This is a genomic window from Methanosarcina mazei S-6 (genome assembly GCF_000970205.1).
GTDB lineage: Archaea > Halobacteriota > Methanosarcinia > Methanosarcinales > Methanosarcinaceae > Methanosarcina > Methanosarcina mazei.
The window spans coordinates 3,639,131-3,663,378 of the sequence record NZ_CP009512.1 but is presented as its reverse complement, the minus strand read 5'-3'; the positions used below and the strand labels follow the sequence as shown (position 1 = coordinate 3,663,378).

Sequence of the window (24,248 nt, the reverse complement as noted above, 5' to 3'; positions counted from 1 at the left end):
TACTTTCCATGATCGTCTGAACTCCATACCTCTTCTTTTAGGGCATGATTATTCTGGTTTTAAGAGCTATTAAGGATTGCATAATCGTGTCTCCGGGGGATCTTAGATTTTTAATTTTTTGAATCCGTTTGTTTAATTCAAAATACGAGGGATCTTTCTTGAAATTAAAAGTGGTAATAGCAGCCTTTCTGCTGACAATGTTACTTACACTTGAATCAGGCTGCATCGACAGTAGCAACGGGCCGATAAATGAGACAAGACCGGAAGAATCAATAGATGATCAGGAAAGTTCATTTAATGATATCGTAGAAACCGCTCCTGAAAAAACCTTTTCTGTAAAGAATAATACTCTTGAAAAGCAAAGCTTTTTTTCCGGATATTACAGTAAAGAAAATCTGCAGTTTGAGCCTGCAGTTCCAGCTTATTCTCTGCCCCTTAAGGCTTCCGAAATTGCAAATTATGATGAGTTTACTCAGAAAATTTTCTTTACAAAAGAAAGCAAGGATTTGCTGTACAAAAATGGATTTGTTGTACTCGATAATGAAGACGATAGTGAAGGTCCCAAAAATCAATTGATATCAGGGCAGACACTGGTGAATGAAACTTACAGGAGCCTGAAAGTGGCTGATGTTCCTATTTTCATCACGTCGGATTCCCTTCTTCACCTTTATCACATCCAGTTTGATGAGACGCTAAAAAGGGTAGAAGCTGAGGAATTTTACGATGAACTCTGGAAACTTGACAAAGCCCTCTTTGAAGCTTCCATAGAGGATTATAACAGTGCGTCGGGAGTAGAAAAGGAAGCTGCAAGAAGAAATGTTGCATATTTTGCCGTGGCTTTGAGTCTTCTCCAGCCGAAAACCGAACAGACAGAGCAGTCACGGGAAGATCCAGAGAAAGTTACACTCTTCGCTCCTCAGGACATAAAAGAATACAGTGTCGAAATCCCTTCATTTGTAAAAGATGATGTAGAGGCTGAACTCGTTTTGATAGGAGCTCAAAAAGAGGAAATATCTCCAATTTTCAAGTACGTTGAAGATTACTCTCAGTACTCCCCGCGGGGACACTATACGTCTTCTGAGAAACTGAAAAACTACTTCAAAGCCATGATGTGGCATGGCAGAATAAGTATGCTCCTTCAGTCGAAAATGATTATTGCAGAAGAATCAATGGTAGGAGGGTCAGCGGCAGAATCTCCGGAAAAGGAAGCGAGAATTCAAACTATGCAGGCTCTTTTAATTTCTGATCACTTTGACAGGGATAATAACATCCGGGATAGATGGGATCGAATTTACAATGTGACGGCTTTCTATGTTGGTTTTTCCGATGATCTCGGGCCCTATGAATATGCGAAAGCTCTGGATACTGTTTTTGGTAATTATAGATCCGGAGTGAGTTTAGATAATGAAAGCCTTGCAGAACTGATAACTGAGCTGGATAAATATGAAAGTCCGAAAATCTATGGGGGAACGGGGGAAATAATTCCAGCAGGTTCTGAAACTGAAAATGAGACTCTTGAAGCCACAAAAGGTTTCCGGTTCATGGGGCAGAGATACACACCTGACTCGTATATCCTTCAGAAACTCAATCCTCCTGCCCTGAACATCATGGATCTCCTTGGTTCTGAAAGAGCCCGCGAACACCTGAGAAATATGGGTATTTCTGAAAATGAAGACTACAAAAAAGCTCACATATCTCTGGAAAATGAATTTGGAGCTTTTGATGAAGAGGACTGGAATAAAAACCTTTACTGGGCTCAACTATACGCCTTAAAGCCTCTCTTTACACGCTATCCTGAGGGTTACCCTACTTTCATGCAAACCGAAGCATGGGAAGACAAGCAGCTTAACACTGCCCTTGCCTCCTGGACCGAACTCAGGCATGATACCATTCTCTATGCAAAACAGACCTACTTCCTGGGTGCTCCTCAAATTCAGGAAGAAAAACCTGTGGAGGGATATGTGGAACCAGTTCCTGAATTCTATGCCAGGATGCTCGCCCTTACAAAAATGGCACACAACGGTCTTGCTGAAATGGAAGTGCTTGACGAGCAGTCTGATAAAGATTTTACAACTCTTGAAAATACCCTTGAAAAACTGCTGGAAATCTCGATTAAAGAACTTGAAGATAAAGAGTTAACAGATGCAGAGTACAAATTCATCCGAAACTTCGGACAAAACATATCTCCAATGCTTGAAAATGTGGATATAAAGTCCCAGAGCTCCATTCTGGTTGCGGATGTTCATACAGGTCCCGGAGGGAGCGTTCTGGAAGAAGGGACAGGGAAACTGGACCTGATGATAGTAGCGTACAAACAGCCTGACGGCAGGATCGTACTCGGTACAGGTCCTGTGATGAGTTATTATGAGTTCTGGCAGCCTTCAGGAGAAAGGTTAACAGATGAAGAATGGAGAAAAATGTTGAATGATAACCCTCCTGAAAGGCCTGAATGGGTGAGTTCATTCAGGGTATAAAAGATGCTACTTTCAATAGTTTTTCTTCTCTCTCACTTTCCTTTTTATGGAATACTTACGTATTTCGGAAAAAGAAGTAACATATCAGGTTCCTATAAGTTCAAAAAATAGACACAGACATATAAATGCGCTGGTGGTCAGGGAGGAATAATCCTGGACGGAAGTAAATTGTCTTCACTCATGATTATCGGGCTTCTCTCTGCAATATTTCTTTTATCCCTCTATGAATCCAGTGATTTGCACTGGAGTACGAGTGATATTGACAATCATGGAGGGATTAACAGAAGGTCTGGATGGGAAGTATTAACTGAAATATACACTAATGATAGCGATTTTCAAAACCTGACAAAAGGGAACTATTCAGGTGCAGGTGCAATCTTCAATGAAGCAGGGGAGTCTATAGGGTATATTCGGATTAACGGCTCTTATATTCACAAAATAACTGTTGAAATGCAAAATGGTACATTAAAAACCCTCGGACCGGACAACTCTCTGGAAAACCTCTACAGAGAAGCTGACTCACTGAACGGGTCTGTAACATCAACTTATTCACAAATGACCGGTGGAGAATTTTACATGATAACTGTTGACACTCCAAACGGGACGGTGATATCTATTGAAAAGGTTGACGAGTTGCCTGAATGGACTACAGAAACTGTAATTAAAGAAGTTTTAGAAGATGACACTTAAGGTGTGATCCGAAGCGCGGTTTTCAGGAGAAAAACCATTTATAAATCTCAAGGTGCTTTTTCCTCTCCTTGAAAATACTGACCGCAGCCATAGATGCACTATGCTTCTATCCGAGTATTACACAATCTGTCATATGAAGTATTACTGTTGAAATATGCAGTCATAAATTAAGAATGAATTGTCTGGCAATTTGACTAAAAACTTTATAATTTATATACGGTATATTAGAAAAACAGTTTATATAGTCCGAACAACCTCCAGAGTATGTTTTGATCCATATCTTGTCCGAGGCATGGGTTTATGTTAACTTTGCGAATAATTAAAACTTGCCTGATCCTAGCTTTCCAGAAAATCGTCAGAAGGGAGATCGATAAATAGTAAAGGGTTTGGAGTAGGAGTACTCCTTTTGGCGATTTTGAAGGAGATACCAAATCTTCTTCTATAATAGAAGGGATTTCAAATGCAAAATATTAAAAAAATACTTCTCTTCTTGCTGATCATACCCATAGTTGCAATTATAGGTTATTATGCATTGATGTTCCTTCTGGGCGGTCCGGCTTTACCTGATTTTTTTGAAATCAGAAACAATGATGCAGGGACCCATGAAGTAACTGTAGAAATATTGGACTTGCACAACAATTCAATAATTAAAGAATCATACAATCTTTATCCGGATGAAAGTGTTTCAGAAGCAAAACCATTTAGTCTTCTATATTCTATCGGAATGAAGAATTATACATTCAAGATTACGCTGGATAACGGAGTTGAAGAGAAAACTATTCCGGTATCCTTACATCGTTGGAGCACACCTATTATAGTAATAGATTGGGATAACGAGGCTCCAATAATGATAATGATAGGAACTGTTTGAAGAGGCTTGTCCAGATTTTTCTCTAACAAGTTTCTACATCACTGAAATTTTATAAAATCTGCCTTCCCTTTACAATACCAGAAAAGCATCTCTCCCCATTCAATGGCCTTCGAGTCAAAGCTGAACAGGCCTGTGCTTATGTCGTACTCAATACCTTCTTTTTTGTACAGATTCAGAGAAAGGCGTTTATCCGTAACAATGAGCCCAACTTTAATATCTTCATCCATGACCATTAATTTGAAGTTTTCATAATCTTTCAGTGCTTCTATTTTTTTCAGATAAGGTGATCGCTTCAATTCTTCTGCAACGTGAAGAGGAACTATAAGCTCGACAGGGACTCCTTCTTTCACCCTTTCAGAAATAGAATCGGTATCTCCTTTGGTTACCACGGACGATATACCGTATATATGATCTGCTTCTTTAATCATTTTTAACTGGTTGTTATAGATATTAAGGATCTCCATGCCTCGATTCTTGAGGATTTCAGACTCATAAAGACATCCGATTTCTTTTAACAGAGGAATTGGAATTTCTTCGAGGTAATGTCTCAACCAGAAATGCTTAAACTTATTAATCGTCCAAAATGTTACAAAAGAGTCAGCTATTCCTGAAGCCACAATTTTTCCTGCTGACGTCAGGAAATACTCATGTTCTTTTGTTTCTATCAGATGATCTGCTTCGAGTTTCCTGAGCTTCGGAATCAGTGCCTGAGACGTGCTTCCGGTAATTTCACGCAGTTGGGGAAGCTTTTTACTGCCCTCGTTTAATGATAGAAGTATCTCTGTTAGAAGTCTTGACCTGTATATTGCCTGAACGTCATCATCCATCTTCTTATAAATTTCGAAATGATTCATTTCCTGTTGCCGCATCTACAGATTTTTTTCTTCACTTTCTTATTAAATTGTTTTGACGTAATATATTCTTTTCTTTTTTTGGGGCATGTATGTTGCTATCTTTTTGTTAATTTTATGATTTAGTGAAGAAAGTAATATCCAGATTATTTGCTGAAAGTAAGATCGAATTTCTGACGTCAATTAGAACGCTGAAACTTTACTATTTGGCATGAAAAAAAGAAGTGATTTAATGAATGTTAATCAGGCTGATGAAAAATTCATCACCGTAATAAATGTATAGGAGAAGATTAAGAGAGATTTTTGAATGTGAAGTTCAAACAACCCTCCAGAGCAGATTTGAACTTCACATGCCCTGAGGCAAGGGAATGATAGCTTTGCAAATATTTAAGGCTGCTTGATCCTGTCTCTGGAGTAAAGAAAAAAAGTGCATACAATATGTGTGAAAAGCAAAAAAGTGAACTTTTAGAACCAGACCTTGTTTTAGCAGATACACTTATAAATAGCTGCACTAGGGAATATCTGGATGGTACCGGAGACATATACATAAAGTTTACTTCCAAATTATATCAGCGTTCCAATGGAAGTCGATACATGAATGTATCATGGTTTGTAAGCGGATGTCAAACAACTTCTAAAGAATTTCCTTTTCCTGCTCCTTGTGAGATGAAAATAACAATTTGGATAAGTGAACCCATCAATTTGCCTGCAATTGTTCACCAGGTTCCAAGCTCATGCACAGCTTCTGGGGCAGAGACAATCGATGTACCAAGCAGTGGGAATTACAGGACAAACGTGAAATTGGAAGCAAAATGTTACGCATATCTGCCTGTAAAGACTTTAATCGCAATTCGAGAGGGCTCCTGCAATTGTGTTATTTAAACTCAATTTTCGGAAGTTGATGTGTTGAAAAGGCAGTGTTGAGAATCTTTGTGAATTTATGCCCATTCGGATTGTTATTTGGGACTATCCAAGCTATAATATCTCGATTTCGGGCTAAAAGGTTAGATTTAAAATCTGGATGAGTGTAAATCTAAATTTTTACCTATTATTCAAAAATAAGCTGTGTTGGCTTCCTTAGAAGATAGAATTAATACAAAATGTCTCTAAATTGGGGTAAATAAATGAAGATTAGTTCCAAAAGATATTTACTGCTCATCTTGTTCCTGATAACCCTCTCCATTTTTATTTCAGGTTGCGCAGAAGAGTCCGGTGCCGAAGAAGTTTCATCTAACACTCAACCCAGTGCTGAAGAAATTGTGTCTAGCATGCAGATGGGAATGGACAGTCTCGAAGACTATTCTTTTACTATGTATGTAAATTCAACTTCAAGGCAGCAGAATCCAGAAGTGCATGAAGTTATATGGAAAAAACCCGATTTAATGAAAATGACTATTTTAAGCCCGGATAAAGATACGGAAGTAATTATGGCATCTGACGGAGATTTCCAATGGATCTATAGTTCCGAATCCAGGACTGTTTTCAAAACGGAGATTTCTGATGATTTTAATGATTTGAAACTCTTCGAGCCTGATGTTTACGCTGAGTTTTTAAATGGTATTATCCTTAATGGGAAGCTACCTTCCCTCCTCGGGACCGAAAACATCGATGGGAAAAACGCATATGTACTTGAGCTTACCCCTTCCGAGAAAAACGAATCGCTCCAATGGAAATCAAAAATATGGGTTGACAGAGAAAACTGGATGCTCCTCAGGTCTGAAATATACGACAACAAAGAGAATATTTATCTTGAGATAGAAATTCGGGATATGAAGTTGAATACTGGAATTCCAGATTCTGAATTTGAATTTAAAGTTCCAGATGGCGCGCAGGTAAAAGTACTGGGATCGGAAGACTTCAAAAATGAAACCGAAAAAATGACGCTTGAAGAAGCAAAACAGTTTATTGATTTTGAAATACTCACTCCTGAATATCTCCCGGAGGGCTATGAATTTAATTATTCAATGGTCTCTTCCAGTAAGGATACACCTTATTCAACTTTTGTCCATAGTGGGTTTAGTATTTTTGCAGGGCAGCATTACGAAAAAATCACTCTCGTGTATACGAAAGGAAATAATGAAATACGTATCATCGAAGGTGTTTCTGAAAAAGGTTTACATGAAATTCAGAATTTTGAAAGTGAAGGAGAATATATTCAGGTAAATAACATGAACGGTACGATTTCTCCGATATTTGGTGGAAATATGAAAGCTCTAACCTGGGAAAATGAAGAGCTTGAAGTCACTATCGTCTCCTCTTTCGATAAGGCAGAACTGCTTAATATAGCAAAATCTTTTTCCTGAAGCTTAATGAGTTCTCAAAAAATGAATTGTCACATAAAATGCCTCCTGGAAAATAAACAGAAGTAAGTATGAAATGAAGAAGAAATTTGTATTTGGTGCACTGCTTGCTGCAATGCTGCTGACAAGCATGGCTATTGTACCAGCAGTAAGTGCACAGGCTGACATTTCTCAAAATAAAGAGCATGCTGATGCAATAGACATTTCGAACAAAAAATCAATTTCTAAGGAAGACCTCAAAAAAGTATCAGAAAATGTGAATGTATTGAAAGAAACCGATGACGAAAAAATAGTATCTTTCAAGAAACAAGATGGATCAATTGGATACACTATTTCATGGAAAGATGAAGAGAATCCTAACAGAGTAAATTTTGCTTTTGTAGATCAGAATGAATTGGTATCCAAAAAGCTCGTATCTGCTTCAAGTCTCAATGATAGTTCGGCAGCTGCAGCAGCAATTTCTGTAGCTAGGACAAGTTTTTGGCATGGAAGTTATATCGAGCAGTATGGTGACACTTTAACAGGGGGAGTGCACATTTACTTCAGCGAAAGAGATGCAAATTGGGTTGCAGATGTGGGAACAGGTGCAGCTGGAGCAATAGGTGCTATCATAGGTTCATTTTTTACACCTACTGCTTCAATAATACTTAGTGCTCTACTCGCTGTAGCAGTGCAAACTGTTTATTGGCAGGAACAGAAGTCCGATGGCAGCTTAGATGTAAGAATACCTTACGCAAATATACCCTCAATGCTATTAACAGGTACGATTTACGTGAAAATTGGTAGTCATTGGTATTGGATTTAATTGAGTGTGGGCTGATTTTTTAATCAGCCAGTTTTTTATTAGGTGGTAACATGCAAAGACAACGTATATTAGGGATTTTAATTTCAATTTTTATGGTTATTGGTATGATCATACTTAGTGAAGTTGTGGCTAAAAATGTAATAAATGATTATATGTCAATCAAAATCTCACTTATGGTATCTTTTCTTATCGGGATTCTTTTCTACTGGGCTGTTGTTAAATTGGGAATTAATTAGAGAGGACTTGCTAAATCTTTGTTTTTTACACCGGTTGCCATAATTTCTACAAAATCATATTTGCACTTTTGTGAAGTCTGCTTTCCCTTTACAATACCAGAAGAGCCTCTCTCCCATCCAGTGGCTTTCAAGTCAGAACTGATCAATAACTCACGGACAAGACCAATCAAAGATCTATTAAACAAATAATGCAGGTAAAAAATTGTCTCATTATCTTTTATATTTTATTGTTATGCTCCTATAAAATTAAAGAATAAAGTAGACAAAAAGGATATATGGAGGAAAAGAACTTGTTCACAGACTCTTTTTGTATTAAAAATAATAAATTTAAAGTTATTTTCCTGACTATTTTTTTGCTTATCTGTAGCTTCGCTGGATGTATAGGCCAAGAATCGATTGAGAATTCTTCTCAGACATCAGACAGTACTAATACATCTGTAAGCAAAGGAGTAGATAATTTAGATATTAATTACTCTGCGATTGAAGTACTTCCACCTTATGATGAATCGGAGTCAGAATGGCTCAAAACAGATGCTTCTAATATAGCTAAAATCGCACTCAAAGACAACCGTGTGAGACAGTTAATTCAGGAAGGAGGGACAATAATGGGTGTGACTTATTCCTGTCATCCAACACCTGAAAATTATGACGGCCCAGGATGTGCTCCCGCTTTGAGAATTCAGTCTGGAAACAAGATAGTAGATTTCCTGGTTGATGAAGAAAAAGAAGTAGTCGTTGAGACGGTTACAGAAATAAATCAAAATACTTCTACTGTTTAGAGTTCCATGTTCAAAGAATCATACAAGCTTTATCCTGGTGAAAGGGCTTCAGAAGCAAAACCGTCCGGTCTTCAATATTCTACTGGAATGAAAAAATATACATTCAAGATTACACTGGATAACGGAATTGAAGAGAAAAACATTCCAATATCCTTACATCGCTGGAGCACCGCTGTCATAGATATAGATTGGGAAAACGAGGATCCAATACTGATAATGGTATATACGGTTTGAGAAGGTGACTATCCAGTTATTTTCTAACAAGTTTCTACATCACTGAAATTTTGTGAAGTCTGCCTTCCCTTTACAATACCAGAAAAGCATCTCTCCCCATTCAATGGCCTTCGAGTCAAAGCTGAACAGGCCTGTGCTTATGTCGTACTCAATACCTTCTTTTTTGTACAGGTTCAGAGAAAGGCGTTTATCCGTAACAATGAGCCCAACTTTAATATCTTCATCCATGACCATTAATTTGAAGTTTTCATAATCTTTCAGTGCTTCTATTTTTTTCAGATAAGGTGATCGCTTCAATTCTTCCGCAACATGAAGAGGAACTATAAGCTCGACAGGGACCCCTTCTTTCACTCTTTCAGAGATAGCATCAGCATACACTTCGGTTACTACGGACGATATACCGTATATATGATCTGCTTCTTTAAGCATTTTTAACTGATTGTTGTAGACATTAAGGATCTTCATGCCTCGATCCTTGAGGACTTCAGATTCATAAAGACATCCGATTTCTTTTAACAAAGGACTGGGAATTCCTTCGAGGTAATGTCTCAACCAGAAATGCTTAAATTTATTAATTGTCCAAAATGTTACAAAAGAGTCGGCTATTCCTGAAGCCACAATTTTTCCTGCTGGCGTCAGGAAATATTCGCGTCCTTTTGTTTCTATCAGGTGATCCGCTTCGAGTTTCCTGAGCTTTGGAATTAGTGCCTGAGACGTGCTTCCGGTAATTTCACGCAGCTGGGAAAGCTTTTTACTGCCATCATTTAATGATAGAAGTATCTCTGTTAGAAGTCTTGATCTATATATTGCCTGAACGTCATCATCCATCTTCTTATAAATTTCGAAGCCATTCATTTCCTGTCGCCGCATCTACAAATTTTTTCCTCACTTTCTTATTAAATTGTTTTGACGTAATATATTCTTTTCTTTTGTAGGGGCATGTATGTTGCTACCTTTTTTGTTAATTTTATAGCTTAGTGAAGAAAAGAATCTCAAGATTATTTGCTAAAAGTAGGTCGAATTCGTGGCATCAATTAGAGCTCTGAAATTCCGTTATTTTTGATGAAAAAGAGGATTGGTTTAATGAATGTTAATCAAGCTGATGAAAAATTCATCACCGTAATAAATGTATAGGAGAAGTTTAAGAGAGATTTTTGAATGTGAAGTTCAAACAAACCTTCCAGAGCACATTTGAACTTCACATGCCCTGAGGCAAGGAAATGATAGCTTTTAGAGTACTTAAGGCTTGCTTGATCTTGCCTCCTGGGAATGAACAGGAGTGAGTATGAAATGAAGAAAAAATTTGTATTAAGTTTACTGCTTGCCACAATGCTGCTGATGAGCATGGCTGTTGTGCCAGCAGTAAGTGCACAAGAAGTGATTGAGCAGAAGCTTACCTTTGGCCCGGAAACTCTTGAAGAATTGAAAAATGATCCGAATTTTATTGCTGCTTATGGAAATATACCTACTTTTGAAAGTTTGGAAGAAAGGGAAAAGTGGCTTGATACGCTTGATAAAATATATACTGAAGTTAACGACAATTTTGAAAAAGAAATGTCAAAGTATTTCTATCCAAATGGTCCTGTTATAGCCTATGGTTACACCATTGATGGCGTTCTTAAGGTTGCAATCGAAAAAGGACAAAAAATCGATGCAGCTAAAGAAAATGAGCTCTATGATCTATTTTCTAACTATGGGCAAAATATTGCCGTAAAAGATGTTCCATTAATAATTGTATATGAAGACCTTCCTACGCCAACTAGTCGTACTAGCTCATGGCGTCCGATAATCGGAGGAATAAAAATATGCACAGAAAAACCAGATGGAATTAAGCAATCAACCCTTGGTTTTTCTGCACAAACTAGTAGTGGAACTAAAGGTTATGTTGTTGCAGGACATACTGCACCATCTATTGGGGATCAAATATGGCAACCTACTGCTGGGCCGAGTGCTAACAAAGTCGGAACAGTGAGTAAAGTTGGGGGACATTATGCAGATGCCTCATGGGTTCCATATTCTAACGTAGCTGCAAAGATATACGATACAGATACGGATGTGCTAAAAGATGTAAAATCACATGAGAATGCCGCTATAGGAGATACAGTTTATAAATCGGGTATCACGACAGGAAGGAGTTATGGAAGCGTTACTGAGATTAGAACATCGTACGATAACCCTCTTGGTACTTTGTATAGACAATATGTTGCAGGATATAACTGCGACGGTGGAGACAGTGGTGCCCCTGTATACGTTTATGTTAGTGGCGGTGTTAAAATTGTGGGAATCCATTGGGGAGGAGTAGGAACATATAATTCAGGCTACTCGACTTCAATATTTTCTCCAGTGTCTGGAGTGCAGTCTGATTTAGGTGTAACTCCTCTTACAGCATAAATATGCAGTTAGAAACATTGCTCAGATTTCCACCTTGAAATAATGCGATATAAATTATATGCAGCAATATCGCATTATTCAAATTGGAATGATACTGACTATTTTTTATTTTTTAATATATATTATATGCAAATTTATTATAACCAAAGAATATGAAATGAGAGGAGATACATGAACTTAAAGATGTTGAATATATTACTATGCGTCATACTAGCAAATATTTTAGGAAATTGTGCTTTAGGCTCTAGTTCTCAAAATGGAGAAGATATTTTGGAAAATGAAACACTTAATTTTGGCCCGGAAACCCTTAACGAATTGAAAAGTAATCCGAATTTTATTGCTGCTTATGGAAATATACCTGCTTTTGGAAGTTTGGAAGAAAGGAAAAAATGGCTTGATACTCTTGATTTAATCTATACTGAAGTAAATACCGAAGTCAATGCTAATGAGCGTGAAATGTCGAAATATTTCTATCCAGATGGCCCTATTATAAATTATGGATTCACTAACATGGGAGTTCTTAAGGTAGAGGTAAATAAGGAAATTGAAAAGTCTTTTATGGATGAAATTTATCAAATTTTTGATTCTCATGCAAGCCGGATTGGAGTTAATGAAGTTCCTTTAGTGTTTTTCCGTGGAAATGTATCTGAGCTTACCGAATTGTCGGACGCGGCAGATCTTAATGAAACTGAAAATAATACAAACCAACAAACTAAATCAGGCTCAGAGACGAGTAAAGAAAAACCAAATAACGTTCCAGGTTTCAGTTTTATGTATGGATTGTTCGGATTATATCTTGTGTGTAGGATCAGGTATTAATCTGGCAAAGTACCGCACGGAAATTATAGATCGTGGTATAATTGACATGGGCCGGAATATTATGTTAATGAAACTCCTTAACAGTGAGACAGAGTAAGGTATCTGTACATACTTTGCGCATAATAATTAATTTTTGGGAAGTTTTGGTGATAATAGGGGTAAAAAATCAATATCTTTTTTTGATTCTAGTCCTGTTTTCAGGGCCCGCATTTGCAGATACTTTCCATGCACCTGGTCAGAATGAAATTATAGAGGAAACGATTTACTGGGCAGAAATAGCCGTATATGATGTACCGTACTCTACTTGGCATAATAATTTGGAGGAAACAATCTCTCTGCTCTTAAAACTAAATGAAGAATCCCTTAAAAACTATACAAATCCTGAAAGTCCGATATATGATCCAAATGTACTAAAAGCGTATGGAAATGTTCCGGTAATTAAGAATACTTCCCAGCTGGACGAGTTCAGTTCAACCCTACAGGCTAAAGAGATAGTTCTATCTGCGAGGTAAAACCATATCTTTATCCTGATGGCCCGATAGTTAACTGCGGTGCCGGCCCTATGCTCGGGTATTTTTTGATCAAACTCTATGACTATGAAGGTTAAAAAACCGTCCTTCCAAATGAGGGGGATTACAAATGCGAAATTACGGAAAAATATTTTTATTTCTGTTATTCATACCCTTAGCTGCAATCATGTGTTATCATGTATTAATATTTCTTCTCGGTGGCCAGCTTTAGATAATTTTTTTTGAATTAACAAATCATGATGTAGGGACCCATGAAATATCTGTCGAGATATTGGATTCAGATAATGAATCTGTATTCAAGGAATCATACAAACTGCGCCCAAACGAATCAGTCTCAAAAGCAAAACCGGCTAACTTGAGAAGCTCTTTTGAATTGAAGGAATATACCTTTAGAATTATATTAGATAACGGCGTTGCAGAGGAAAATACTTCAGTATCTCTGGACCGCTGGAGTACGGCGACTATAGATATATACTGGGATTATCAAGATCCGATAATGATAGGGGTAGTTACGGTTTAAAAGACAGGGTTTTTATTGATCCAGAAGCTTACCATTAGTTAAATTTATATTTACGAATTATTGATTTTTTATTTGCCTGCAATCGAATTTATGTTTATTATTTCAGCTCTGAAAGGCTTGATTTGAAAATTAATTGTCAATATATCTGGCTGAGATAGAAATTCGTAACACTTTGATCTTCTTCTTTTTTTACAGTCTTTCGTCTGAAATGGCAGAATATTAATATTACTTTATTAATATGACCTCTCAGGTTTCGAATCCGGACCTTCCCCTTTCAAGATTCTACAGATTAACTCTAGGTAAAACGAATCTGACCCCTATTCAGCCTTCGGGCTGTGGTTCTAACTTCCTGAGAATCGTTAATTTGTAAATCTCATTAAACTTTAACAGCCATAAATAAAAACAGCTAATTTATGATTGCCATGACAAATGCACCAAGGCTTATTGCGTGGGAACTGACTGCAGGGTGCAACCTGAACTGCGTACACTGCAGGGGAGCTTCTACTTCCTCGGTTCCGGCAGATGAACTTACAACGGATGAGGCTAAACATTTCATTGACGAAGTCGCAGGGCTTGGAAAGCCAATTCTCATCCTGAGCGGAGGCGAGCCTCTAACCAGATCTGACGTCTTTGAAATTGCACGCTACGGCACGGATGCAGGGCTTCGAGTCGTGCTTGCAACAAACGGCACACTTCTTACGCCTGAGATTGTGGAGAAATTAAAAAAGGCGGGCGTCCAGCGGCTCAGTATCAGTATTGATGGAGCGACTGCAGAGACGCACGACAATTTCAGGGGCATGCCAGGCGCTTTTGAAAGGACACTTGCAGGCATTGAAGTCCTCAGGAAAGCGGATTTTCCCTTCCAGATCAATACTACGGTCTCAAAACGCAACCTTGAAGAAATCCATAAGACCTTTGATCTTGCAAAAGAGCTTGGAGCTGTTGCATACCATGTCTTTTTCCTTGTGCCTACAGGCAGGGGAGAAGAATCTGATGAGGTTTCTCCCGCGGACTATGAGCGCATCCTGCACTGGTTCTATGAGATGCAAAAAAAATCGGAAATCCAGTTAAAAGCAACCTGCGCCCCTCACTACTTCAGGATAATGCGCCAGCAGGCAAAAAAAGAAGGTATCGAAATCTCGGTTAAAACCCACGGCTACGAAGCAATGACAAAAGGCTGCCTCGGAGGCACAGGTTTTTGCTTTGTATCGAGCGTTGGTGAGGTCTACCCTTGCGGCTATCTGCCCGTACTTGCTGGCAAGCTCAGGGAACAGCCTTTCAGGGAGATCTGGGAGAATTCCGAAGTCTTTGCAAAACTCAGGAATCCTGAGGAACTTAAAGGAAAATGTGGGATCTGCGAATACAAAAAGGTCTGTGCCGGCTGCAGGGCAAGGGCTTATGCTGCTACGGGCGATTATCTTGAAGAAGAGCCTTACTGTATCTACAGGCCACGAAAAAATGGTAGTGATCAGGATGATTGACATTGAAAATTATAAAGATCGGCTCCAGAAAGAGGCTGCCGAATTTTCCTGTGATATGGATCCTTATGAGGGGGAAGTTCCGGTAATAGAACTTGACGAGACCGACAAAAGAATCCTAAACCATATCCAGCAGGAAGTCCCCCTCGATGTCGAACCTTTTGCAAGGTTAGGCGAGATTCTCGGGCTTCCGGAAATTGAGGTGATTGATAGGCTGCGTGAACTCAACAGGAAAGGGGCAGTAAGAAGGGTAGGTCCTGTCCTCAGCATGAGAAATATGGGGGGCGTAAGTACTCTTGTAGCTCTGAAAGTGCCCGAGTCCCGCATAGAGGAAATTGCTATTTTTATTAACGAGTATCCCGAAGTTTCCCATAATTATCTTAGAAGTGCTGCACAATATAATCTCTGGTTTACGCTTTCGGCTCCAAATAAAAACAGGCTTGAGAGGATTCTAAGCGAAATTCGGGAGAAAACAGGCTGTCCTCTTCTTGATCTTCCTACAAAGCACCTGTTTAAGATTCAGGTAAAATTTGATATCAGGTGAAATTATGGATAAAACGGATGTAAAACTGCTAAAACTAGTGCAGGACGGAATTCCTATCACTCATTCCCCTTTCAAAGGATTTGCTTCTGAACTTGGAATCAGTGAACAGGAGGTTGTTGACAGGCTTAAAAACCTCCAGAAAGCCGGGAAGATCCGTCGCTTTGCGGCTTCAATCGGGCACAGAGCCATAGGCATAAAAGCCAATGCAATGTGTGTCTGGAATGTTCCCGATGAGCAGATCGAAAAGGTAGGGAATATCATGGCTGAATTTCCCGAAGTCACGCACTGTTATGAACGCCCTCGCTATCCTGACTGGCAGTATAACCTGTTTACAATGGTCCATTCTTATAACCCTGAAGACTGCGAAAAAGTAGCTGAGAAAATTTCGGAAGCTACCGGAATTAAGGACTACACCCTTTTCTTCAGCGAAAAAGAGTTCAAGAAAACCGGGGTAAGGCTTTAAGGGCTGGCTGTAAAAGCTGGCTTTAAAGTATTTATTACCCGTTTATTATTCATTTATCCCCTTTCTACTTCTCTAAATAAGAGGGATTTCAAATGCAAAATATTAGAAAAATACTTTTACTTTTGTTAATCATACTTTTAGCTGCATTCGTGGGTTATTGTGCATTGATATTTCTTCTGGGCGGTCCGGCTTTACCTAATTTTTTTGAAATCAGAAATAATGATGCAGGGACCCATGAAGTAACTGTAGAAATATTGGACTCACACAACAGTTCCATATTCAAAGAATCATACAAGCTTTATCCTGGTGAAAGGGCTTCAGAAGCAAAACCGTCCGGTCTTCAATATTCTACTGGAATGAAAAAATATACATTCAAGATTACACTGGATAACGGAATTGAAGAGAAAAACATTCCAATATCCTTACATCGCTGGAGCACCGCTGTCATAGATATAGATTGGGAAAACGAGGATCCAATACTGATAATGGTATATACGGTTTGAGAAGGTGACTATCCAGTTATTTTCTAACAAGTTTCTACATCACTGAAATTTTGTGAAGTCTGCCTTCCCTTTACAATACCAGAAAAGCATCTCTCCCCATTCAATGGCCTTCGAGTCAAAGCTGAACAGGCCTGTGCTTATGTCGTACTCAATACCTTCTTTTTTGTACAGGTTCAGAGAAAGGCGTTTATCCGTAACAATGAGCCCAACTTTAATATCTTCATCCATGACCATTAATTTGAAGTTTTCATAATCTTTCAGTGCTTCTATTTTTTTCAGATAAGGTGATCGCTTCAATTCTTCCGCAACATGAAGAGGAACTATAAGCTCGACAGGGACCCCTTCTTTCACTCTTTCAGAGATAGCATCAGCATACACTTCGGTTACTACGGACGATATACCGTATATATGATCTGCTTCTTTAAGCATTTTTAACTGATTGTTGTAGACATTAAGGATCTTCATGCCTCGATCCTTGAGGACTTCTGACTCATAAAGACATCCTATTTCTTTTAACAAAGGACTGGGAATTCCTTCGAGGTAATGTCTTATCCAGAAATGCTTAAATTTATTAATTGTCCAAAATGTTACAAAAGAGTCAGCTATTCCTGAAGCTACAATTTTTCCTGCTGACGTCAGGAAATATTCGCGTCCTTTTGTTTCTATCAGGTGATCCACTTCGAGTTTCCTGAGCTTCGGAATTAGTGCCTGAGATGTGCTTCCGGTAATTTCACGCAGTTGGGAAAGCTTTCTGCTGCCCTCATTTAATGATAGAAGTATCTCTGTTAGAAGTCTTGACCTATATATTGTCTGAACGTCATCGCCCATCTTCTTATAAATTTCGAAATTATTCATTCCTGTTGCCGCATCTACAGACTTTTTTCCTTACTTTCTTATTAAATTGTTTTGACGTAATATATTCTTTTCTTTTGTTGGGGCATGCATGTTGCTATCTTTTTGTTAATTTTATGGTTTAGTGAAGGAAATAATCTCCAAATTATTTGCTGAAAGTAAGATCGAATTCCTGACGTCAATTAGAGCTATGAAACTTTACTATTTTTGATGAAAAAGAGAAGTGGTTTAATGGATGTTAATCAAGCTGATGAAAAATTCATCACCGTAATAAATGTATAGGAGAAGATTAAGAGAGATTTTTGAATGTGAAGTTCAAACAACCCTCCAGAGCAGATTTGAACTTCACATGCCCTGAGGCAAGGGAATGATAGCTTTAAGGGTACTTAAGGCTTGCTCGATCTTGCCTCCTAGGAGATTAGTAGGAGGAAATAAAAATATGAAGCATAGAAAAAAAATGTTGATAGGAGCTTTGTTGATTACGATATCATTGGTCAGCATTATTTCTCCGGCATCGGCGTATACCTACAATGGGCGTTATTGGCATTCCGGATTTGCCCAAGTCGACAAGGATTCCTCAATTCCAAGTTCTTGGTCAAATTCTCTGACTCAGGCTATGAGTGCGTGGAATAATGCTGGTGCAAATTTCTTCTTTTATCAGATAGGGTGTGAAAACAAACTTTACTATACGTCACTTGGATCAAGTGGACCGCTAGCGACAACTACTGAGACATATAGTGGTACCTCGATGACGAAATGTATTGTAAGATTTAATAGTGATAAGAGTTGGTCTACTACAGGAGCATCAGGATATTTCGACGTACAAAGTGCTGCTACTCATGAATTTGGGCACTGGTTAAGTTTGGGTCATTCTAGCAATACTGAAGCAACAATGTACAGTACTATGTCAACAGGGGAAACAAAGAAAAGAAGTTTACACTCCGATGATATAGCAGGTATCTGCTACATTTACCCCTAATAGGTGATGAATTATGACGAGTCGAAACAATGTAAAATATGGAATCGTTTTGGTTGGAGCACTCACTCTGATCGTGTTAGGTTTAGCATTCTCCAACTCTATGCAATCTTCACAAGAAAATAGTAAACCTTCAAATAATATCGATGAGCCCTTAAGCGGTAGCATGAGTTTTTTGCTTGAAGAATACACTCTTGAGGATTTAAGTAAAAATTCTGACGTGATCGTTATGGGTACAGTCAAGGAAATACTTCCAAGTAAATGGAATTCTGCCGACGGAAAAAGACCAGATAAAGTAGTTGAATTCGGCCCTTATGACCTCATCTATACTGATATCATCATAAGTGTAGACAAATATGTCAAAAACCCATTATCATCCGAAGAGGTTATTGTGAGAGTGGAGGGTGGAAAAGTCGGAAATGATACAATGGCGGTAGAAGATGAACCGAGCTTTAAAACAGGTGAAAAAGTTTTGCTATATCTAACTGAAGATACTAGCCCAGGTACTAAGGATACTGGTCCTGAACACTTCAAAGTTACAGGATACATGCAGGGTAAGTTCACATTAACCGATGATGGGAGAGCCATAGGATGGAATCAAAATATTAGTCAGGAGGAGTTATTGAACACAATTTAATAATAAATGCAACTATTCAGGTAGCCTTTTGAAGGCTACACAATTTTTCCCCAGAACAAGGATAAATTGAGTATTAAATGAGGTTTTGTCAAAATTTACGAAAATACGCTAAGAGAAAAAAATGATTTACAGTTTCTATTTAACAAAAGCATATCCGAGAAAGAGATAAAGATATTTTGTGAAGAAAATAAATGGCTATGAACTTTATTATTTAAATAAATATAGAACAGATTCGATTTTTTCCTAACATTATCGGATAAATAAAGAAAGAGAATAGATAGAGTCAAACTTCATCTAAAACTGTTTTGAAGTAACTCTATTCCTATTTCTTTGTCGTCTTTTTCTTTCCAAGCTTTCAATGACCCCAAAGCTGACTTTACTGCTTGCGCTCAGATTTTTGCCAGTAACCGTACTTTCTAGGAAGTGTTTTTCTGCAGGGGTGCGGATGATTGGGCTGATGCGAGTCTTTCGGGCTTCATACTGTCCGGCGAAATTACAAGTATATGACGGTAAATCTTCAGTTTTCCACTAGGACAAAGCTTTACTTCCCCGTCTCTTTTTACAGTTAACCGTTTGAAATGACACAATATTAATATTACTTTATTAATATGACCTCTCAAGTTTCATATACTAACTTTAAGTAAAATGGATTCTGACCTATATTCCATCCTTTGATTATATGCAAATCCCTAATTATGGTTAATTTGTAAATCTATTAACCTTGACTTCCATAATATAAACCATTAATTCATGATTGCCATGACAAACCCACCACGGCTTATTGCATGGGAACTGACTGCAGGCTGCAACCTGAACTGCGTGCACTGCAGGGGAGCTTCCACCTCTTCAGTTCCCGAAGGCGAGCTTACAACCGAAGAAGCGAAACACTTCATTGATGATGTTGTGGAGCTTGGAAAACCAATCCTCATCCTGAGCGGAGGCGAGCCTCTTACCAGAACGGACGTCTTTGAAATAGCCCGCTACGGCACTGATGCCGGGCTCCGTGTAGTGCTCGCAACAAACGGGACCCTTCTGACCCCTGAGATCGTGAAAAAATTAAGAGATGCCGGAGTGCAGAGGCTGAGCATCAGCCTTGACGGAGCGACTGCAAAGACTCATGACGAGTTCCGCGGCGTGCCCGGAGCCTTTGAAAGGACGCTTGCAGGCATTGAAATTCTCAGGAAAGCAGATTTCCCCTTCCAGATCAACACCACGATTTCAAGGCGCAACCTTGAAGAAATCCCGAAGACCTTTGAGCTTGCAAAAGAGCTCGGGGCAGTTGCTTACCATGTCTTTTTCCTTGTGCCCACGGGAAGGGGAGAAGAGTCCGATGAAGTTTCCCCTGCAGACTATGAGCGCGTCCTTCACTGGTTCTATGACATGCAGAAAGAATCGGAAATCCAGCTGAAAGCGACCTGTGCTCCTCATTATTTCAGGATAATGCGCCAGAGGGCAAAAAGAGAAGGCATTGAAATTTCCGTAAAGACCCACGGCTATGAAGCCATGACAAAGGGCTGCCTCGGAGGGACTGGTTTCTGTTTCGTGTCAAGTGTTGGTGAGGTCTATCCCTGCGGCTACCTTCCGGTGCTTGCCGGGAATATAAGAGCACAACCTTTCAAAGATGTCTGGGAGAACTCCGAGGTCTTCAGGAAATTGAGGGATCCCGAAGAGCTTAAAGGAAAGTGCGGGATATGTGAATATAAAAAAGTCTGTGCAGGCTGCCGGGCAAGAGCCTATGCTGCCACGGGTGACTATCTCGAAGAAGAGCCTTACTGCATATACAGGCCCGGAAAAAAGTGATAGTGATCGAGATGATTGACATTGATAGTTTAAAAGATCAGCTCCGAAAAGAGGCTGCCGAGTTTTCCTGTGATATGGATCCTAATGACAGGGAAGTTCCGGTAGTAGAACTTGATGAGACGGACAAAAGAATCCTAAACCTTATCCAGCAGGAAGTCCCCCTCGAAGTCGAACCTTTTGCAAGATTAGGCGAGATTCTCGGGCTTCCGGAAACCGAAGTCATTGAAAGGCTTCGAGAACTTAACAGGAAAGGGGCGGTAAGAAGGGTAGGTCCTGTCCTCAACACGAGAAATATGGGGGGCGTAAGTACTCTTGTAGCCCTGAAAGTCCCCGAGTCCCGCATAGAGGAAATTGCTATTTTTATTAACGAATATCCCGAAGTTTCCCATAATTATCTCAGAAGTGCTGCACAGTATAATCTCTGGTTTACGCTTTCGGCTCCAGATAAAAACAGGCTTGAGGAGATTCTCAGTGAAATTCGGGAGAAAACAGGCTGTCCTCTTCTTGATCTTCCTACCAAGCACCTGTTTAAGATTCAGGTAAAGTTTGATATCAGGTGAAATTATGGATAAAACGGATGTAAAACTGTTAAAACTGGTGCAGGACGGAATTCCTATCACTCATTCCCCTTTCAAAGGATTTGCTTCTGAACTTGGAATCAGTGAACAGGAGGTTGTTGACAGGCTTAAAAACCTCCAGAAAGCCGGGAAGATCCGTCGCTTTGCGGCTTCAATCGGGCACAGAGCCATAGGCATAAAAGCCAATGCAATGTGTGTCTGGAATGTTCCCGATGAGCAGATCGAAAAGGTAGGGAATATCATGGCTGAATTTCCCGAAGTCACGCACTGTTATGAACGCCCTCGCTATCCTGACTGGCAGTATAACCTGTTTACAATGGTCCATTCTTATAACCCTGAAGACTGCGAAAAAGTAGCTGAGAAAATTTCGGAAGCTACCGGAATTAAGGACTACACCCTTTTCTTCAGCGAAAAAGAGTTCAAGAAAACCGGGGTAAGGCTTTAAGGGCTGGCTGTAAAAGCTGGCTTTAAAGTATTTATTACCCGTTTATTATTCATTTATTACGTACTTATTACCCAATATCGCTCATTTATTTCATTTACCCAGAATTTATTAAACACTATTATTAAACACCAATCTATCATTAAACACCAATCTATCGTTTACCGTAGCTTTCATTTGTTTACCGTAGCTTTCATTTGCGAGGTCTCTGAAAATGGCTGAAACAAACAATTTTCTCCCCCTCATGCTTGACCTTTCAGGCAGGAAAATAGTGATTTTCGGAGGCGGGTCGGTCGGGGAGCGCAAAGCCGAACTTTTCTGCGGCTGCGCGGACACAGTTGTCGTCAGCCTCGACTTTTCCGAAAGGCTTCAGGAGCTTGAGGCATCGGGTCAGGTCCGTTTGTCAAAGCTTGACCTTACGGCAGCCACGGACTCCAAACTCAGGGAAATCGTTTCAGGGGCTTTTCTTGTCATCCCTGCGACCAGCAGCTCCGAGCTTAACCGGAAGATAAGTAATATTGCCGGGGAAAGCGATATTTTGATTAATCAGGTGGATGCTTTAGGTAGTGTTGTAATCCCCTCGGTCATCAAAAGAGGAGACCTTGTAATAGGGATTTCCACCCTCGGGCATAGCCCTGCGGTCTCTAAATATACCCGTAAACAGATAGAAAATGTGATAACTCCTGCATATTCCGATATGATCCGGCTTCAGGACGAGCTCAGGAGTTTCCTAAAACTGCATATAAAAGAACAGAAAAAAAGGAAAGTTCTTCTCTGGAAGGTCCTTGAAAATGAAAAAGTCTGGAACGGCTTTTCCGAATCCTACGAAAAAGCGGCAGAAGAAGCATATAAGATAATTTCGGACAATGTCGGTAATTTCGAATAATATTGAGTAATCAAATAACCTGGAACAATCTCGAATCACCCTGAGTAATCTCGGGCATTCGTTCTTTAATGGAAACCCTTTAGTGAAAAACGGCTGAGGATTTCCGGACAAAGTTTAATTTATAATTCCTTATATTATTCATTCTATTCCCTTATTCATTCTATCCGGAGGCTCTCTGTGACAGAAATCTCAAGTATGGTTATATCCCATAAAAAAGCAAAAGTTGAGGAAATGGAGTCCGCCTGGCACGGAGACCTGGACGGTCTGCTCCGTAACCTTTACAAGCATGAGTATGTGTATGAGTGCGTCGTTTTAAAAACCTGCAACCGTGTTGAAATCTACGTTGTTTCCCCCAAGAGCAGCAGTGTACTTTTCTCTTTTGCAAAAGAAATGGGAGCTTCCACCCATATTATTGACTTTTACGGGCATGACGAGTCCCTGGAACACCTGCTGAGGCTTGCAGGAGGCCTCGAATCCATGATTGTGGGGGAAGACCAGATCCTCGGGCAGATTAAGGACCTCTACGCTTATTCGAAGAAAGCCGGGACAACCGGTAAAATCCTTGAAACGGCATTTGAAAAAGCCATTCAGGTAGGAAAAAGGATAAGGAATGAGACCCGGATCAATAAAGGTTCGGTCTCCATAGGCTCTGCTGCCGTGGACCTTGCTGAAGATATCTTCGGGGGGCTTACAGGAAAAAACGTGCTTGTTATTGGGGCAGGAGAGATTGGAGTCCTTGTCGCAAAAGCCCTTGCCGAAAAGGATATTGAGGCTATCTATATTGCAAACCGCACTTATAAGAAAGCTGAAGAAATCGCCTACGAACTCGGTGGGCACGCGGTCAGGCTTGATGATATCAGGGATTACCTACCTGGTGCTGATGTAGTTATAAGCGGTACGGGAGCTCCTCATTATATCCTTACGCGGGAAATTGTTGAAGAAGCCATAAAGTGCAGGGAAAGGAAACTCCTTCTTATCGATATCGCAAATCCCAGGGACATTGAGGAATCCGTTGTGGAGCTTGAAAATGTCGAACTCTGCAATATCGACAACCTTAGAGTCATAAGTGAAAGGACTCTCAGGATGAGGAAAGAAGAAGCAAAAAAAGCCGAAGCCATCATTCAGGAAGAGATCCGGCTTTTAAACCTCCAGTACAAACGCCAGAAAGCCGACAGGTTGATTTCCGAGCTTTACAAGCAGGTATATGATGTCCGGCTAAGAGAGAGGCAAAAAGCTGTCAACCGTTTAAGTTCCTATCATACCATCGGGGATATAGAAACCGAGGTTCTTGACGACCTGACCCGTTCTATTGTTAACAAGATCCTGGGAGAACCTACCAAAGTCCTCCGCCAGGCTGCAGAACTCGGGAACGAAGAGTTTCTTGATGTGGTTTCAAGGGTCTTCTGCCTCGACAAGGAGAAGGTGAGATTTGAAAAAATAAAACAGGCAAAGTTTGACCAGATAAAACCCGGCTGTACAAAAGAACAGGCAGAGGTCAAAGAAGAATATGCTGTAAAAGATTAAACTCGGGGTACAGGAAAATAAAAAACGGAATAATTCAAGGGTTGAAACAAAAATACTAATCCAGT

Annotated in this window: 27 protein-coding genes; 23 read left to right on the top strand and 4 right to left on the bottom strand. The window is 39.6% G+C overall.

Annotated features, from left to right (window positions below):
* Positions 1 to 197: 197 nt before the first annotated feature.
* The 3 genes from MSMAS_RS15735 (at position 198) to MSMAS_RS15725 (ending at position 4,035) form a co-directional block, all read left to right on the top strand.
* Entirely contained in the window at positions 198 to 2,474 is a 2,277-nt protein-coding gene (locus tag MSMAS_RS15735) for a DUF3160 domain-containing protein (RefSeq protein WP_048037863.1), read from the top strand.
* A 180-nt stretch (positions 2,475 to 2,654) separates the two neighbouring features.
* Positions 2,655 to 3,164 (top strand): hypothetical protein, encoded by a 510-nt coding sequence (locus MSMAS_RS15730; RefSeq protein WP_015412039.1) that lies wholly within the window; start codon positions 2,655 to 2,657, stop codon positions 3,162 to 3,164.
* A gap of 460 nt (positions 3,165 to 3,624) precedes the next feature.
* Positions 3,625 to 4,035 (top strand): hypothetical protein, encoded by a 411-nt coding sequence (locus MSMAS_RS15725; protein ID WP_011033657.1) that lies wholly within the window; start codon positions 3,625 to 3,627, stop codon positions 4,033 to 4,035.
* 38 nt (positions 4,036 to 4,073) lie between these two features.
* On the opposite strand, the gene MSMAS_RS15720 is transcribed toward MSMAS_RS15725, so the two are convergent.
* Complete coding sequence (locus MSMAS_RS15720; RefSeq protein ID WP_011033658.1) at positions 4,074 to 4,889, bottom strand: helix-turn-helix transcriptional regulator; 816 nt, start codon at positions 4,887 to 4,889, stop codon at positions 4,074 to 4,076.
* Between the two features lie 663 nt (positions 4,890 to 5,552).
* Here MSMAS_RS15720 and MSMAS_RS19070 point away from each other — a divergent pair.
* The 3 genes from MSMAS_RS19070 to MSMAS_RS15705 all read left to right on the top strand — a co-directional run bounded on the left by MSMAS_RS19070 (position 5,553) and on the right by MSMAS_RS15705 (position 7,991).
* Positions 5,553 to 5,768 carry a hypothetical protein gene (locus tag MSMAS_RS19070; RefSeq protein WP_152557997.1) on the top strand — a complete coding sequence of 72 codons (216 nt, stop codon included), beginning with the start codon at positions 5,553 to 5,555 and terminating at the stop codon, positions 5,766 to 5,768.
* A gap of 242 nt (positions 5,769 to 6,010) precedes the next feature.
* A complete protein-coding gene (locus MSMAS_RS15710; protein WP_011033659.1) occupies positions 6,011 to 7,189 on the top strand; it encodes an outer membrane lipoprotein-sorting protein in 1,179 nt (392 codons plus the stop codon).
* Between the two features lie 73 nt (positions 7,190 to 7,262).
* Complete coding sequence (locus MSMAS_RS15705) at positions 7,263 to 7,991, top strand: hypothetical protein (protein ID WP_015412043.1); 729 nt, start codon at positions 7,263 to 7,265, stop codon at positions 7,989 to 7,991.
* Between the two features lie 232 nt (positions 7,992 to 8,223).
* Here the strand turns inward: MSMAS_RS15705 and MSMAS_RS19065 are convergent, their stop codons facing one another.
* Positions 8,224 to 8,397 (bottom strand): hypothetical protein, encoded by a 174-nt coding sequence (locus MSMAS_RS19065; protein ID WP_155395388.1) that lies wholly within the window; start codon positions 8,395 to 8,397, stop codon positions 8,224 to 8,226.
* Between the two features lie 105 nt (positions 8,398 to 8,502).
* Here MSMAS_RS19065 and MSMAS_RS15695 point away from each other — a divergent pair, with 105 nt between their 5' ends.
* Positions 8,503 to 9,006 (top strand): hypothetical protein, encoded by a 504-nt coding sequence (locus MSMAS_RS15695; protein WP_080503046.1) that lies wholly within the window; start codon positions 8,503 to 8,505, stop codon positions 9,004 to 9,006.
* Positions 9,007 to 9,012: 6 nt separating this feature from the next.
* Positions 9,013 to 9,240, top strand: a complete 228-nt coding sequence (locus MSMAS_RS15690; protein WP_011033662.1) for a hypothetical protein — start codon at positions 9,013 to 9,015, stop codon at positions 9,238 to 9,240.
* A 39-nt stretch (positions 9,241 to 9,279) separates the two neighbouring features.
* Here the strand turns inward: MSMAS_RS15690 and MSMAS_RS15685 are convergent, their stop codons facing one another.
* Positions 9,280 to 10,095 carry a helix-turn-helix transcriptional regulator gene (locus MSMAS_RS15685; RefSeq protein ID WP_011033663.1) on the bottom strand — a complete coding sequence of 272 codons (816 nt, stop codon included), beginning with the start codon at positions 10,093 to 10,095 and terminating at the stop codon, positions 9,280 to 9,282.
* Between the two features lie 435 nt (positions 10,096 to 10,530).
* Between MSMAS_RS15685 and MSMAS_RS15680 the strand changes: the two genes are divergently transcribed.
* The 8 genes from MSMAS_RS15680 to MSMAS_RS19300 all read left to right on the top strand — a co-directional run bounded on the left by MSMAS_RS15680 (position 10,531) and on the right by MSMAS_RS19300 (position 16,488).
* Positions 10,531 to 11,631 carry a S1 family peptidase gene (locus MSMAS_RS15680; protein WP_226987561.1) on the top strand — a complete coding sequence of 367 codons (1,101 nt, stop codon included), beginning with the start codon at positions 10,531 to 10,533 and terminating at the stop codon, positions 11,629 to 11,631.
* A 171-nt stretch (positions 11,632 to 11,802) separates the two neighbouring features.
* The gene (locus MSMAS_RS19310) at positions 11,803 to 12,450 is read left to right on the top strand and encodes a hypothetical protein (RefSeq protein ID WP_011033665.1); all 648 of its coding nucleotides are present in this window, start codon (positions 11,803 to 11,805) and stop codon (positions 12,448 to 12,450) included.
* 146 nt (positions 12,451 to 12,596) lie between these two features.
* Complete coding sequence (locus tag MSMAS_RS15670; RefSeq protein ID WP_137726698.1) at positions 12,597 to 12,962, top strand: hypothetical protein; 366 nt, start codon at positions 12,597 to 12,599, stop codon at positions 12,960 to 12,962.
* A 289-nt stretch (positions 12,963 to 13,251) separates the two neighbouring features.
* Positions 13,252 to 13,500 carry a hypothetical protein gene (locus MSMAS_RS19620; protein WP_011033667.1) on the top strand — a complete coding sequence of 83 codons (249 nt, stop codon included), beginning with the start codon at positions 13,252 to 13,254 and terminating at the stop codon, positions 13,498 to 13,500.
* Positions 13,501 to 13,913: 413 nt separating this feature from the next.
* Positions 13,914 to 14,981, top strand: coding sequence for a heme b synthase (ahbD, locus tag MSMAS_RS15665; protein ID WP_011033668.1), 1,068 nt, complete (start codon positions 13,914 to 13,916; stop codon positions 14,979 to 14,981).
* A complete protein-coding gene (gene ahbA / locus MSMAS_RS15660) occupies positions 14,974 to 15,522 on the top strand; it encodes a siroheme decarboxylase subunit alpha (RefSeq protein ID WP_230626443.1) in 549 nt (182 codons plus the stop codon). Before ahbD (MSMAS_RS15665) ends, ahbA (MSMAS_RS15660) begins: the two co-directional genes overlap by 8 nt.
* A gap of 4 nt (positions 15,523 to 15,526) precedes the next feature.
* The gene (gene ahbB, locus MSMAS_RS15655) at positions 15,527 to 15,985 is read left to right on the top strand and encodes a siroheme decarboxylase subunit beta (RefSeq protein WP_015412057.1); all 459 of its coding nucleotides are present in this window, start codon (positions 15,527 to 15,529) and stop codon (positions 15,983 to 15,985) included.
* Between the two features lie 92 nt (positions 15,986 to 16,077).
* Positions 16,078 to 16,488 carry a hypothetical protein gene (locus MSMAS_RS19300; protein WP_011033673.1) on the top strand — a complete coding sequence of 137 codons (411 nt, stop codon included), beginning with the start codon at positions 16,078 to 16,080 and terminating at the stop codon, positions 16,486 to 16,488.
* A 39-nt stretch (positions 16,489 to 16,527) separates the two neighbouring features.
* On the opposite strand, the gene MSMAS_RS15645 is transcribed toward MSMAS_RS19300, so the two are convergent.
* Complete coding sequence (locus tag MSMAS_RS15645) at positions 16,528 to 17,343, bottom strand: helix-turn-helix transcriptional regulator (protein WP_011033674.1); 816 nt, start codon at positions 17,341 to 17,343, stop codon at positions 16,528 to 16,530.
* A 436-nt stretch (positions 17,344 to 17,779) separates the two neighbouring features.
* Between MSMAS_RS15645 and MSMAS_RS15640 the strand changes: the two genes are divergently transcribed.
* The 7 genes from MSMAS_RS15640 (at position 17,780) to hemA (ending at position 24,183) form a co-directional block, all read left to right on the top strand.
* Positions 17,780 to 18,319: a matrixin family metalloprotease gene (locus tag MSMAS_RS15640; RefSeq protein ID WP_157858614.1), complete on the top strand. Its 540-nt coding sequence runs from the start codon at positions 17,780 to 17,782 to the stop codon at positions 18,317 to 18,319.
* 13 nt (positions 18,320 to 18,332) lie between these two features.
* Positions 18,333 to 18,953, top strand: coding sequence for a hypothetical protein (locus tag MSMAS_RS15635; protein ID WP_011033676.1), 621 nt, complete (start codon positions 18,333 to 18,335; stop codon positions 18,951 to 18,953).
* A 750-nt stretch (positions 18,954 to 19,703) separates the two neighbouring features.
* Positions 19,704 to 20,753, top strand: a complete 1,050-nt coding sequence (gene ahbD / locus MSMAS_RS15630) for a heme b synthase (protein WP_048046791.1) — start codon at positions 19,704 to 19,706, stop codon at positions 20,751 to 20,753.
* A gap of 11 nt (positions 20,754 to 20,764) precedes the next feature.
* Positions 20,765 to 21,313 (top strand): siroheme decarboxylase subunit alpha, encoded by a 549-nt coding sequence (ahbA, locus tag MSMAS_RS15625; protein WP_048036267.1) that lies wholly within the window; start codon positions 20,765 to 20,767, stop codon positions 21,311 to 21,313.
* 4 nt (positions 21,314 to 21,317) lie between these two features.
* On the top strand, positions 21,318 to 21,776 hold the full coding sequence (gene ahbB, locus MSMAS_RS15620) for a siroheme decarboxylase subunit beta (protein ID WP_015412057.1): 459 nt from the start codon (positions 21,318 to 21,320) through the stop codon (positions 21,774 to 21,776).
* Positions 21,777 to 21,987: 211 nt separating this feature from the next.
* The gene (locus tag MSMAS_RS15615; RefSeq protein WP_011033680.1) at positions 21,988 to 22,659 is read left to right on the top strand and encodes a precorrin-2 dehydrogenase/sirohydrochlorin ferrochelatase family protein; all 672 of its coding nucleotides are present in this window, start codon (positions 21,988 to 21,990) and stop codon (positions 22,657 to 22,659) included.
* Between the two features lie 177 nt (positions 22,660 to 22,836).
* A complete protein-coding gene (hemA, locus tag MSMAS_RS15610) occupies positions 22,837 to 24,183 on the top strand; it encodes a glutamyl-tRNA reductase (protein WP_011033681.1) in 1,347 nt (448 codons plus the stop codon).
* Positions 24,184 to 24,248: the final 65 nt, after the last annotated feature.

Coding starts and splice junctions, on each gene's coding strand:
- MSMAS_RS15735 (WP_048037863.1), top strand. CDS start 198: ATGTTACTTACACTTGAATCAGGCTGCATCGACAGTAGCAACGGGCCG.
- MSMAS_RS15730 (WP_015412039.1), top strand. CDS start 2,655: ATGATTATCGGGCTTCTCTCTGCAATATTTCTTTTATCCCTCTATGAA.
- MSMAS_RS15725 (WP_011033657.1), top strand. CDS start 3,625: ATGCAAAATATTAAAAAAATACTTCTCTTCTTGCTGATCATACCCATA.
- MSMAS_RS15720 (WP_011033658.1), bottom strand. CDS start 4,889: ATGAATCATTTCGAAATTTATAAGAAGATGGATGATGACGTTCAGGCA.
- MSMAS_RS19070 (WP_152557997.1), top strand. CDS start 5,553: ATGAAAATAACAATTTGGATAAGTGAACCCATCAATTTGCCTGCAATT.
- MSMAS_RS15710 (WP_011033659.1), top strand. CDS start 6,011: ATGAAGATTAGTTCCAAAAGATATTTACTGCTCATCTTGTTCCTGATA.
- MSMAS_RS15705 (WP_015412043.1), top strand. CDS start 7,263: ATGAAGAAGAAATTTGTATTTGGTGCACTGCTTGCTGCAATGCTGCTG.
- MSMAS_RS15695 (WP_080503046.1), top strand. CDS start 8,503: ATGGAGGAAAAGAACTTGTTCACAGACTCTTTTTGTATTAAAAATAAT.
- MSMAS_RS15690 (WP_011033662.1), top strand. CDS start 9,013: ATGTTCAAAGAATCATACAAGCTTTATCCTGGTGAAAGGGCTTCAGAA.
- MSMAS_RS15685 (WP_011033663.1), bottom strand. CDS start 10,095: ATGAATGGCTTCGAAATTTATAAGAAGATGGATGATGACGTTCAGGCA.
- MSMAS_RS15680 (WP_226987561.1), top strand. CDS start 10,531: ATGAAGAAAAAATTTGTATTAAGTTTACTGCTTGCCACAATGCTGCTG.
- MSMAS_RS19310 (WP_011033665.1), top strand. CDS start 11,803: ATGAACTTAAAGATGTTGAATATATTACTATGCGTCATACTAGCAAAT.
- ahbD (WP_011033668.1), top strand. CDS start 13,914: ATGATTGCCATGACAAATGCACCAAGGCTTATTGCGTGGGAACTGACT.
- ahbA (WP_230626443.1), top strand. CDS start 14,974: ATGATTGACATTGAAAATTATAAAGATCGGCTCCAGAAAGAGGCTGCC.
- ahbB (WP_015412057.1), top strand. CDS start 15,527: ATGGATAAAACGGATGTAAAACTGCTAAAACTAGTGCAGGACGGAATT.
- MSMAS_RS19300 (WP_011033673.1), top strand. CDS start 16,078: ATGCAAAATATTAGAAAAATACTTTTACTTTTGTTAATCATACTTTTA.
- MSMAS_RS15645 (WP_011033674.1), bottom strand. CDS start 17,343: ATGAATAATTTCGAAATTTATAAGAAGATGGGCGATGACGTTCAGACA.
- MSMAS_RS15640 (WP_157858614.1), top strand. CDS start 17,780: ATGAAGCATAGAAAAAAAATGTTGATAGGAGCTTTGTTGATTACGATA.
- MSMAS_RS15635 (WP_011033676.1), top strand. CDS start 18,333: ATGACGAGTCGAAACAATGTAAAATATGGAATCGTTTTGGTTGGAGCA.
- ahbD (WP_048046791.1), top strand. CDS start 19,704: ATGATTGCCATGACAAACCCACCACGGCTTATTGCATGGGAACTGACT.
- ahbA (WP_048036267.1), top strand. CDS start 20,765: ATGATTGACATTGATAGTTTAAAAGATCAGCTCCGAAAAGAGGCTGCC.
- ahbB (WP_015412057.1), top strand. CDS start 21,318: ATGGATAAAACGGATGTAAAACTGTTAAAACTGGTGCAGGACGGAATT.
- MSMAS_RS15615 (WP_011033680.1), top strand. CDS start 21,988: ATGGCTGAAACAAACAATTTTCTCCCCCTCATGCTTGACCTTTCAGGC.